Annotated in this window: 11 protein-coding genes; 2 read left to right on the top strand and 9 right to left on the bottom strand. The window is 64.3% G+C overall.

Translation table 11 applies throughout. The features are described 5' to 3' along the window. Positions 1-26: 26 nt before the first annotated feature. The 9 genes from BM194_RS00580 to BM194_RS00540 all read right to left on the bottom strand — a co-directional run bounded on the left by BM194_RS00580 (position 27) and on the right by BM194_RS00540 (position 8331). A complete protein-coding gene (locus BM194_RS00580) occupies positions 27-1586 on the bottom strand; it encodes an HAL/PAL/TAL family ammonia-lyase (protein WP_092842699.1) in 1560 nt (519 codons plus the stop codon). After that, positions 1567-2520, bottom strand: coding sequence for an LpxL/LpxP family acyltransferase (locus BM194_RS00575; protein WP_092842698.1), 954 nt, complete (start codon positions 2518-2520; stop codon positions 1567-1569). The genes BM194_RS00580 and BM194_RS00575 overlap by 20 nt, the downstream gene beginning before the upstream one ends. A gap of 2 nt (positions 2521-2522) precedes the next feature. After that, the gene (locus BM194_RS00570) at positions 2523-3278 is read right to left on the bottom strand and encodes a glycosyltransferase family 2 protein (RefSeq protein WP_092842697.1); all 756 of its coding nucleotides are present in this window, start codon (positions 3276-3278) and stop codon (positions 2523-2525) included. Continuing rightward, entirely contained in the window at positions 3268-5025 is a 1758-nt protein-coding gene (locus BM194_RS00565) for an ApeI family dehydratase (protein ID WP_092842696.1), read from the bottom strand. The genes BM194_RS00570 and BM194_RS00565 overlap by 11 nt, the downstream gene beginning before the upstream one ends. After that, positions 5022-5579, bottom strand: coding sequence for a COG4648 family protein (locus tag BM194_RS00560; RefSeq protein ID WP_092842695.1), 558 nt, complete (start codon positions 5577-5579; stop codon positions 5022-5024). The genes BM194_RS00565 and BM194_RS00560 overlap by 4 nt, the downstream gene beginning before the upstream one ends. Before the next feature lie 25 nt (positions 5580-5604). After that, positions 5605-5868 carry a phosphopantetheine-binding protein gene (locus BM194_RS00555; RefSeq protein WP_092842694.1) on the bottom strand — a complete coding sequence of 88 codons (264 nt, stop codon included), beginning with the start codon at positions 5866-5868 and terminating at the stop codon, positions 5605-5607. Next, positions 5846-6646, bottom strand: a complete 801-nt coding sequence (locus tag BM194_RS00550; protein ID WP_092842693.1) for a lysophospholipid acyltransferase family protein — start codon at positions 6644-6646, stop codon at positions 5846-5848. Before BM194_RS00550 ends, BM194_RS00555 begins: the two co-directional genes overlap by 23 nt. A gap of 14 nt (positions 6647-6660) precedes the next feature. After that, complete coding sequence (locus BM194_RS00545) at positions 6661-7350, bottom strand: beta-ketoacyl synthase chain length factor (RefSeq protein ID WP_092842692.1); 690 nt, start codon at positions 7348-7350, stop codon at positions 6661-6663. 117 nt (positions 7351-7467) lie between these two features. Next, entirely contained in the window at positions 7468-8331 is an 864-nt protein-coding gene (locus tag BM194_RS00540) for a MurR/RpiR family transcriptional regulator (RefSeq protein ID WP_092842691.1), read from the bottom strand. 193 nt (positions 8332-8524) lie between these two features. Between BM194_RS00540 and zwf the strand changes: the two genes are divergently transcribed. Both zwf and pgl read left to right on the top strand, forming a co-directional pair. Then, positions 8525-10000, top strand: a complete 1476-nt coding sequence (gene zwf / locus BM194_RS00535) for a glucose-6-phosphate dehydrogenase (protein ID WP_092842690.1) — start codon at positions 8525-8527, stop codon at positions 9998-10000. Between the two features lies 1 nt (position 10001). After that, positions 10002-10694, top strand: a complete 693-nt coding sequence (gene pgl, locus BM194_RS00530; RefSeq protein WP_177223299.1) for a 6-phosphogluconolactonase — start codon at positions 10002-10004, stop codon at positions 10692-10694.

Genomic DNA, 10694 nt, shown 5'->3' with positions numbered 1-10694 from the left:
ATTGCCTCGTGTTGCCGTGATGAGCGTCAGGTGTGGTAAAGCGCTGCGGCGAGCGTGGCCTGGTGTCGGCACAGGTGACGCAGATCGGCCTCGAGTGCACGGTCCTCCTCGACTCCGGCGACATGTTCCCGGCACTGCGCCAGGAAGCGGCCAATGGCGACCGGCGGCGAGGCACCCGTTCGCTGGCGCAATTCCACGGCCTGGCAGGCGGCATGCAGTACACCGGCAATGACCTGCTCGCACAACGTCAGTACCCGTAACGCATCGCGCGCGGCGATGGTCCCCATGCTGACCTTGTCCTGATTGTGGCACTCGGTGGAGCGCGAGAACACGCTGGCCGGCAGGGTCTGCTTGAGCGCCTCGGCGGTCCAGGCCGAGACACCGATCTGTACCGCCTTGTAGCCGTGATTGAGCGATGCACGCGCCGTCGATGCGCCACTCAGGTTGGCGGGCAGCCCATGGTTGTAGCGAGTATCCACCAGCAGCGCGAGCTGGCGATCCAGCAGATCGGCAACATTGGCCGCCAGCGGTTTTAGTGAATCCATGGCGAAGGCGATGTGCCCGCCATAGAAATGGCCACCATGCATGACCTTGCCGGCCACCGGGTCGATCAGTGGATTGTCGTTGGCGCTGTTGAGTTCGTTCTCGATGAAGCTGCGCAGCCAGGGCAGGCTGTCCTCCAGCACGCCGATCACGTGTGGGGCGCAGCGCGTGGAGTAACGGTCCTGCAGGCGCGGCGAATTGCGTGGCGCATTGCCGGCGTCGCCCTGCGCCAGGTCCCGGCGCAGGCGTTCGGCCACGCGCTGCTGGCCGGCATGCGGCTTGGCGGCGAACAGGTCTGCATCGAAGTGGTACGGATTGCCGTCCAGCGCCCAGACGTTCATGGCGGTGATCCGCGTGGCAAGGTGCGAGAGACGCTCGGCACGTTCCCAGGCCAGGCAGGCCAGGGCAGTCATGACCGCCGTGCCGTTCATCAGGGCCAGGCCTTCCTTGGGGCGCAGCCGATAAGGCGTCAGGCCACGTTCGGCAAAGGCATCCAAGGCAGGCCGGCGACGCCCGGCATCGAAGACCTCGCGCTCGCCGCACAGCACGGCAGCCAGGTAGGAAAGCGGCGTGAGATCGCCACTGGCACCTACCGAGCCCTCCGAGGGAATGACCGGCACCACGTCGTGCTCGAGCAACCACACCAGGCGCTCGAGCAATTCCAGGCTGACACCCGACACACCCCGGCACAGCGATACCAGGCGGACCAGCACCACGGCACGGCTGGCCTCGACATCGAGCACGTCGCCCAATCCGCAGCCGTGAAAGGTGTACAGGTGGCGCGGCAAATCGGCAAGCTGCTCGGCGGGTACGCTGCGCGTGCAGGCATCGCCGTAGCCGGTAGTGACGCCATACACGACGCCTTCCTCGTCGAGCAGGCGGTCGAGAAAGGCCGGGCCGGCCTCGATGCGCTCACGAAATGCCCTGTCACCGGAAAGCATGACGTGGCGCTCGCGCCGGGCGACAGCGCCTACCGCGTCCAGGGAGACGGGGGCGCCATCGAGAATCAGCGGGGGGAGGCGATCAGCCTGCGTGTCGATCATCGGTCAGCCAGTAGGGAAAGAAGTTGAACCATTGCAGCGGATAGCGCCGACACTGGTCGGTCAGCCACGCCACGTAACGGCGCATGGCGTCCTCGCGCCAGGCGTCACGCTCGGCGCGGCGCAGGTGGGTCGTGTCGTCGAAGGGGCGAAACTCGACACGATGGGACTCTTCCTCGCGCAGGCAGCTCAGCGTATAGATGGGGCAGCGCAGCAGGGCAGCCAGCCAGAAAGGACCCTCGGGAAACGTCGCAGGCGAACCCAGAAAGTCGAGATGACGTACGCGACCATTATCGTTGACCGGAACGCGGTCGGCGGCAATCACCACGAAGCCGCCGGCGTTGATTCGCTCGGCCAGGCGCATGGCCGTGGCAGGCGTGATCTCGCTGACCTCGACGATCTCCGGGCCGCGGCGCAGGGTGGAGCGATCCAGCAACTGATTGAACTTGCGCGAATTGCGGGTATGCATCAGCTGGGTGACGTGGAAATCGTCGCGGGTATCACTCATTGCGCTACAGATCTCCAGATTGCCGATGTGCGAGACCAGCATCAGTCCGCCGCGCCCGCTGCGGATGGCCTGGTCCAGGCAGGCGCGATCCTCGGGGGTGAAGCGTACGTCGAGTGGCACCCCGCTCCAGGCGTCGACCTTGTCCATCAGCGACTGGCCAAAGGCCATGAAGTGGCGCAGGCCGAGCAGCCAGCCGCCACGCAGGGGACGTCCGGCATGCAGCGGCCAGATGCGCTCGAGATAACGCCGCGATGCCCGGCGTGGCAGGGCACGGCCCACATAATAATAAGCGATCACCAGACCCAGCATCAGGCGAAACGGCAGGCGTCCGAGCCGGCGGCGAATCCATACCATGGCGCGCATGCCGGCGACCGTGCCCGATTCCTGGATACGCGCCCAATGCTGGGGCTGGTCGCTATGGGTGGTCATTGTCATTTCCTTGATGAACCGCGTTTTGCTAGCAGGCGGGGCAGCCGCCGGAGCATGCCGAAGAATAGCCGGACATGCATTGCCGCCAGCTGAACGTTGTCGCGCCATAGGGCGAAGTGAGAGATGCCATCCAGCGGATAATGCACGCGTACCGGCAGGTTGCAGGTGGGCAGCCCGGCCCACAGCCAACGGACCGGCAATTCGGTGTCAAACTGCATGCGGTTGCCGCAGCCATGGCGACGTGTCAGGCGATTGACCTCGGCAACCGGATAGAGCTTGACGCCGCACATGGTGTCGCGCAATGCGAACGACAGCGTGTTGAGCCAGACCAGCAAGTGCGTAGCGTAACGGGCATAGAAGCGATGCCGGGGCACACTGTCGTCGAAACGCGGGTAACCGATACGCAACTCCCGGCTCGTGGCGGTCAGGCCCGCCAGGAATGGCGGAAAGTCCTCAGGCGCATGCTGGCCGTCGGCATCCACCTGCAGGGCGTGGGTAAAGCCCAGGTGCTCGGCTTCGTGCAGGCCCGCCTTGACAGCGGCGCCCTTGCCACGATTGGTCGGCAGGCGAACCAGGGTGATATCCTCTGCCTCGGCCAAGGCATCGAGTACGGCTGCGCATTCTCGGTCGCTGCCGTCATCGACGAGCAGCATCGGCACGCCCAGACGGCGCGCCCCCTCGCAGGTGCGCTGGATGGCGGCAGCATGGTTGTAGACCGGAATGAGGACGCAGGGCCTGGCCGGCGCATCATGAGGCATGGCTGACCTCCGTCATGGCGAAACGCATCCTGCCGTAGGCGTGGCAACCGCGCCGTCCCGACAGGTCGAATGCCAAGCGACCGCCTTCACTGTCTGGATGCCAGGTCAGGCTCAAGCTGACGCGGTCGCCGGGCAGGAGCAATTGCGGAAACTTGACCCGCTCCAGGCGCTGGAACGTCCCGTCCACTCCCAGATGCCGGCGTGCCAGATCAATGGCCCACTGCAGCATGACCACGCCGGGAACCACCGGCTGCTCGGGGAAGTGCCCCTGGCAGTAGACAAGCCGCTCAGGCACTTCGAGGATGATCCGGCATGCTTGGGCGTCATCGGCTTCTGAGCCCAGCCAACGCGGCAGGCGACGGTCCTTCAGGTCGGCAAACAGCTGCGCGACGATCTCTGTCGACAGCTTGCCTTGGGTATTGGTCGGCCAGGCCTCGACGAAGCGCCAATAACGCGGAATGACCGTCGGTTCGAAGGCAGACAACAGGCGGTTGCGCAGGGCCTGGATCAAGTCGCGGCGAGCCGCATGATCGTACGGTACGCACTCAGCCCTGAGCTGGATGATGGCGCCGAGCCGGTTGTCGCGAGCAGCCAAGGGCAGGGCACGCGCCTGCAGCACGCCGTGGCAGGTTTGCAGGGCATGGTCCATGGCGGACAACGACAAGCGCTTGCCGCCCACCTTGGCAATCCGGTCGCGACGACCGAGCAGGCGAAACCCGCCGGACACCGGGGCGATGCGATCGGCCTGGCATTCCCAGGCGCCTGGGTCGGGCAGGAACGGCGAACGTAGCCACAATCGACCTTCGGCATCGTCGCGCACCTCGATGCCGGGCAGGGGCGTCCAGTGATCGCTGACCTGCTGGTCGCGCCAGGCGATACCTCCGGTTTCCGAGCTGCCGTAGATCTCGCTGACACCGACACCCAGCACGGCTCGTGCATGAGCGCTGGCGGCGGCGCTCAGCGGGGCGCCGGACGAATGGATGCGGGCCAGCCGCTCGCTGGCCCGTTGCCAGTCGAGCTCAATGGGCAGGCGTTCGAGAGGCGGCGGGGCGCTGATCAGTACGGCGCTGCGTGGCGTCTGCGAGCTGGCCTCACGGGAGGGGCAAAGGTGCTGCAGCCAGGCGCTTAGCGTTTCCGGATAGCGGCACGTGCGGGAAGCCATCGGCGCACCTTCGCAAAGCGGTCGGAGTATGGCGAACAGCAAACCGTAGATGTGCTGATGGCTGACCTGGCTGATGACCAGCCTGCCATCCAGTGGCCACAGGGTCCGGTGAACCGATAGCTCGGCGTCGAGTTGCGCGAAGGTCTTGTCGAGCTGCTTGGGTGCGCCGGTCGAGCCCGAGGTGAACAGTGTCACGGCCACTCGGTCGGCACAAAGGTGACCCCAACGGGGCGCCTGTGGCGCACCGGCCTGGTGGCCCTGGGCGACATCACCCAGCCGGCCTGTGACCAGAGACGACAGGGCGTCGAGCGTTTCTGGCCGGTCGTCGGCCGGCAGCACGGCGCTATCGCCACGTTCCCACAAGGCGATCAGGGCGGCAGCGAACGCCACGGGGTCACGATGGTACAGCAGCCAGCTCTGCCCCGTTGGAGCCAGCTCGTCCAGCCGGTACTGCCAGGCGCCGATGGATTGGTGAAACCCGGCCTGATCGAGGGCGGGAGCGCCGCGATCGGCGTCCCAGGCCACGATGTCGTGAGAAGGTGCCTGTCGCCAGGGGGCGCCAAGCAATTGCATCTGCCGCGTCAAGAGCGCTTCCTTACTCGTTGTCGAACACACCATTCGCCGGCGAACAGCAGGCCGCACAGCCCATAGGCAATACCGCCGTTATACAGCGACCAGGTCCTCAAGTCGGCATAGAGTGCGGTCCATAGCGCCACGGCTCCATTGCACAGGAAGAACACGCACCAGACCTGGGTGACCCGACGTGTATAAGCTACGCCGCGGGGAGGCAGGTCAGGTTCCTGGCGACGTGCCAGGCGCTCGATCACGCTTTGCTCCTGGCGCAGGCTGGCCGCGAAGATGACCAGCAATGTCGCGTTGACAATGACTGGCCAGGCCCGCACCCCCAACTCTGCATGACCGAACAGCACTGCCATCGAGGCTGCCATTGCCAGCACCGCGCCCCACGGCTTGTGCCTATGCGGCAATCGCCAGTACGCCAGCGCGACTGCTGCGGCCAGTAAGGGCCAAGGTCCAAGGCTGGGCACCAGAATAAGCGCCAGCACCGGCCAGGCCAGGCCCAGCACGCCGAGCAGGAGCTGGCCGGGAGGCAGTGATGGAGGGCGATGCAGGGAAGGCATAAAGGCCACGCTGGCTTGGTGGGGGTTACTTGACGCGCCGCGCTTCCACTAGCGCCGCGAGGCTTCTCAGGTTGGCGAAATGCCGGCGGGTCTCCTCGCTGTCGGCTTCGAGCTTGATGCCGTAAGTCTTCTGCAATGCCAGGCCCAGTTCCAGGGCGTCGATGGAGTCGAGCCCTAGTCCCTCGACGAACAGCGGCTCATCCGGGTCGATATCCTCAGGCGTCACGTCCTCGAGTTCCAGGGTATCGATGATCAGCTGCTTGAGCTCAAGTTCCAGCGCGTTCGTCATGGGCGATATCATCCTTAGGGGCATCATGGTTGAAAAGAGTCTCGAGCCGGCGATTGAGTTCAATGATTGCCGGCATCGACGGGGTCTCGGTGTCTTCCTGTATGGCAGCTCCCACCTCGAAGGTGAAACGCGGACGCTGCGCGGGCACATGGTACCAGGGGCTGCCCTTGAGCAGGGTCGGCGGCTCGCAGCGAATGCGTACCGGGATGACCAGCGCACGGCGCATGACGGCGATCATGGCACCGTTGCGTCGCAGTCGGACCGGTTGCCCCGGGGTCGACCGGGTGCCCTCGGGGAACAGGATGACGGACTGGCCATTTTCCAGCGCTTCGCCGACGGCTGCAATCACGCGACGTGGATTCGGGTCGGCGATGAAGCCCGCCGCGCGAATGACGCTGCGCGTCACCGGGTGGTTGGCCAGGCCCCCCTTGGCCACACAGACGGCATCGGGAACGCTGGCGAGCAGGAACAATGCATCCAGCAATGTTGGATGGTTGGCCAGCACCAGACTGCCAGGCTGCTGCAACCGCTCTGCGTGGGCAAAGCGGTAGTCGATCAGACGCAGCCCCTTGAGCAAGGCGATGAAACCTCGGCACGTTGCCTTGACGCTGCGCCTGACTCGGCGCTGGGATGAGGCTCGATTGGTGCTGCACAGTCGGGCCAGAGGGGCGATGGCTAGCCCGACCGCCAGTGCGCACAGGGCAAACAGTGAAAAGCCCAGGGCGGTCGCGAAACAGCGCCAGCCGCGGTCGATGCCGGCCGTCAGCGTTAATACCATGATTGCGTCCGGTCTCAGGGCGACAAGGTCCAGGCCAGTTGTCGGGAAGGACAGACCAGCGGTGCTTCACCCAGTAGCCAGGCGATAACGTCGGCGGGCTGGGGCGCGCGGACGTGTCCGGCCTGAGAAAGGGCGCAGGTGTGGGTGTCTATGCTGCGCCCGCCACGGATCGACAGATGCAGGACCACGGCAGCCAGTTCGGTCGGCTCCGCCACATGAGCGGCAAAGCGCTCGGGAACCGGCGCATCGCTGAACACGGCAATGACGTCACGCTCGTCTTCGGCAAGATAGCCGCGCGCTTCACTGAACAGCGCGGCGACCTCGGCCCCCGAGGCAGCGATCGCCTGCAGGGAGCGGCGATTGCCGCTGGCGATAGAGTGGACGCCTAGCGTGGCGTTATGCACCGACATGCCGAACCGAGCCGGCGATAGCGGCTCCTGCTCGGTCAGGGCATAGAGCATGTCCAGCGTGCGTTCGCCATCGCCATGCCGCGAGGCATAGAGCAGGATGCGCTGTGCCTCGGGGTCCAGTGCGGCGAGCATGTCGCAGACGGCACGCCCGGACGGATTGAGGCGTCGGCGCAGCATGGCGGGCACCGAAGCGCCACTCGGGCGAGGCTCTACCGACAGGCGGGAGTCGGCGTGCACGGCACGACCCGGTTGCCAGGCGCGCCAATCCTGAAGGGTAATCGAGGCTGTCGTCATCAAGCGTTCCGTTTCCGGTCGTCTCGGTGTACGAGGCGACCCATGAGCGTAACGGGAAACCCTACGCGTCTGGCCGTGTGCGGGTAAGTCTGCACCGGCTTTTTTGGCGACAGGGTATCACTCCGTTTCGCCCAGCGGAAAGCGCGTGGCCTTCAGACTGTCCTTGATCTTCTTGAGGTGTGGCAGGAAATCCTCGCCACGGCGCAGTGTCACGCCAGTGGCCAGCACGTCGATCAGGGCCAGATGAATCATGCGTGAGGTCATCGGCATGTAGACGTCGGTATCCTCCGGGGTCACCACGTTGAGCGTTTCGGTGCACTCTGCGGCCAGCGGCGAGCCGGGGGCAGTGATGCCCAGCACCACGGCGCCATTCTCGCGGGCCAGCCTGGCAATCTCCACCAGCTCGCGGGTGCGGCCGGTATAGGAAATGATGACGATGACATCGCCGGTGTGGCTGGCTGCGGCCACCATGCGCTGCATCAGCACGTCCTCGTAGGCGATGACCGGCAGATTGAAGCGGAAGAACTTGTGCTGTGCGTCTTGAGCGACCGGGCCCGAGGCGCCCAGGCCGAAGAAGCTGATCTGCTTGGCCTGGATCAGATAGTCGACGGCGCGCTCGACCAGGCGGGCGTCCAGGGCGCGCCGGGCCTCATCGAGCGCAGCGATTGTCGCGCTGAAAATCTTGTCGCCATAGCTGGCGGCGTCATCGTCGCGTTCCACGTTGCGACTGACGTAGAGCGTCCCGCCTGCCAGACTCTGGGCAAGCTTTATCTTGAAGTCCGGGTAGCCCTTGGCATTGAAGGTGCGACAAAACCGGTTGACTGTCGGTTCGCTGACCGATGCGGCCTGGGCCAGCGTCGCTATACTCAGACCCGTGGCCGTCGCCGGGTCCTGCAATATGACGTCAGCCACCTTGCGTTCGGAGCGATTGAGCTCGTCCAGGCGCTCGCGGATGCGTTCGAGAAGATCATGGCTGGCCATGGGTTACTCCGTGCAAGTCATGATGTAGTTATTAAACTACATTGTGGCTAAATCGTAGCGCGAGCCACTTATGGCTGCCATAGTCGAGAAAGGTTATGCATGCTTTGGTAGTAAAGTTACCAAAATATTTGCATTTTTATCAGTATTTGGCATATTTTATCGGTAATTTAACCAGATTGAAGGGGTCCGCGGCATGATTCAAGACACCACGCCTGACATCGATCTGGCGTTGTTCGGCGCCATGGGCGACTTGGCCCTGCGCAAGCTCTATCCGGCCTTGTATCACCTCGACCGGGATGGCCTGCTTGCCGATGATACGCGGATCATGGGGCTGGCGCGTCAGGATATCGACGCCGAGGCATTCCGCAAGAAGGTTCAGGAAACGCTCAAGAAGTACGTGAAGGCGGCGGAACTCGAGTCGACCTGCATCAAGCGTTTTCTGGACCGACTCGATTACATCAAGCTCGACTTTACCGATGTCGAGGGCTACAAGGCCATTCGTGAATGGCACGAAGGCTCCGGGCGGCCGATGACCGTCTACCTGGCCGTGCCGGCCAGCATCTATGGCGCGATCTGCAGCAATCTGCAGGCCAGCGGCAGCCTTGATGACGAGTCGCGGGTCGTGGTCGAAAAGCCGATCGGCTATGACCTGGAATCGTCCCAGGAAATTAACGATGCCATCGGGGTCGTGTTTCCCGAAACGCGGGTCTATCGCATCGACCATTACCTGGGCAAGGAAACCGTCCAGAACCTGATCGCCCTGCGCTTCGCCAATCCGCTGTTCGGCACCCAGTGGAACCAGAACCACATTTCTCACGTGGAAATCACGGTAGCCGAGCAGGTGGGTATCGAAGGACGCTGGGGCTATTTCGACAAGGCGGGGCAGTTGCGTGACATGGTGCAGAATCATCTTCTGCAGTTGTTGTGCCTGATTGCCATGGACCCCCCGTCCAACCTGGATGCCGACGCGATTCGCGACGAGAAGGTCAAGGTACTCAAGGCGCTCAAGCGATTCAATCGCGAGAATGTCGGCCGTGATGTCGTGCGTGGGCAATACATCGCCGGCTCAATCAACGGGACCAGTGTTCCCGGCTACCTCGACGAGGAAGGCGCCAACACCGACAGTCATACCGAAACCTTCGTCGCCATGCGCACCGAGGTCTCCAACTGGCGCTGGGCGGGCGTGCCCTTCTATCTGCGGACCGGCAAACGCATGCCCGAGAAATTGTCGCAGATCGTCATCCACTTCCGGCAGCAGCCGCACTACATTTTCGATCCGGACCAGCGCAACCTGGCTGCCAACAAGTTGATCATTCGCCTGCAGCCGGAAGAGGGCATCGCTCTCGAGGTGCTGACCAAGGACGGCGGTCTCGACAAGGGCATGCGCCTGCGGCCCGGGCCGCTGCACCTGGATTTCAACAGCGCCTTTCCCAAGGCACGGATTCCAGATGCCTACGAACGTCTGCTGCTCGAAGTCATGAAGGGCAACCAGTATCTGTTCGTGCGCCGCGATGAGGTCGAATACGCCTGGCGCTGGGCTGATCAACTGGTGGAAGCCTGGGAGCAGCTCGACCGTCCGCCGCGCCGCTATCCCTCCGGCTCCTGGGGGCCAGTGGCCTCGATCGCCATGATCACCCAGGACGGCCGGTCCTGGTACGAGGATTACTGACATGAACGACAGCACTTCTTGTGCCGTGTCCGAGGCGCCCCGCGATCAGTTGGCGGCACAGCTCGCCGAGTCTGTCGCCGCTGCCCTGAGCGCCGACCTGGCGACCCAGGAGCGCGCGCTGCTGGTGGTCTCCGGCGGCTCTACGCCGGTGCCGTTCTTTCACCGCCTTGCTGCCATGGACCTGCCCTGGCAGCGGGTCGACGTGACCCTTGCCGATGAGCGCTGGGTCGCCGAGGACGCCAAGGACAGCAACGCGCGCCTGGTCCACGAGAACCTGCTCCAGGGGCCGGCGGCAGCGGCAACCTTTCATTCGCTGACAACAGCGGACGGTACGCCAGAGATTGGTGCACCAGAAGTCGCCAAGCGTATTGCCTGCCTGCCATGGCCCGCCAGCATGGTCATACTGGGAATGGGAAGTGATGGCCATACCGCTTCGCTGTTTCCCGACAGTGGCGAACTGGGGTTGGCCTTGAGCACCGACGAGGCCACGGTTGCGGTTCGGGCACCAAGCGTACCCCAGCCGCGCATTACCTTGAGTGCCGGGCTGCTGCATCAGGCGCGTCGCCACGTACTGCACATTGCCGGTGACGACAAGCGGGCCGTGCTGGCCAGGGCAATGGCCGGCGACGACGTCCGGGAATTGCCCATCCGTGCCTTCCTCGCCTGTCCGCTTGCCGTTTACTGGGCGCCCTGA

Origin of the sequence: Modicisalibacter xianhensis (genome assembly GCF_900113605.1) — a bacterium.
GTDB classification, from domain to species: domain Bacteria; phylum Pseudomonadota; class Gammaproteobacteria; order Pseudomonadales; family Halomonadaceae; genus Modicisalibacter; species Modicisalibacter xianhensis.
The sequence above is the reverse complement of the archived record's forward strand: the minus strand, read 5'-3'. Positions and strand labels throughout refer to the sequence as shown.

Excerpts from the sequence above, each read along its gene's own strand:
- BM194_RS00580 (WP_092842699.1), bottom strand. The coding sequence starts at position 1,586 with ATGATCGACACGCAGGCTGATCGCCTCCCCCCGCTGATTCTCGATGGC.
- BM194_RS00575 (WP_092842698.1), bottom strand. The coding sequence starts at position 2,520 with ATGACCACCCATAGCGACCAGCCCCAGCATTGGGCGCGTATCCAGGAA.
- BM194_RS00570 (WP_092842697.1), bottom strand. The coding sequence starts at position 3,278 with ATGCCTCATGATGCGCCGGCCAGGCCCTGCGTCCTCATTCCGGTCTAC.
- BM194_RS00560 (WP_092842695.1), bottom strand. The coding sequence starts at position 5,579 with ATGCCTTCCCTGCATCGCCCTCCATCACTGCCTCCCGGCCAGCTCCTG.
- BM194_RS00555 (WP_092842694.1), bottom strand. The coding sequence starts at position 5,868 with ATGACGAACGCGCTGGAACTTGAGCTCAAGCAGCTGATCATCGATACC.
- BM194_RS00550 (WP_092842693.1), bottom strand. The coding sequence starts at position 6,646 with ATGGTATTAACGCTGACGGCCGGCATCGACCGCGGCTGGCGCTGTTTC.
- BM194_RS00545 (WP_092842692.1), bottom strand. The coding sequence starts at position 7,350 with ATGACGACAGCCTCGATTACCCTTCAGGATTGGCGCGCCTGGCAACCG.
- BM194_RS00540 (WP_092842691.1), bottom strand. The coding sequence starts at position 8,331 with ATGGCCAGCCATGATCTTCTCGAACGCATCCGCGAGCGCCTGGACGAG.
- zwf (WP_092842690.1), top strand. The coding sequence starts at position 8,525 with ATGATTCAAGACACCACGCCTGACATCGATCTGGCGTTGTTCGGCGCC.
- pgl (WP_177223299.1), top strand. The coding sequence starts at position 10,002 with ATGAACGACAGCACTTCTTGTGCCGTGTCCGAGGCGCCCCGCGATCAG.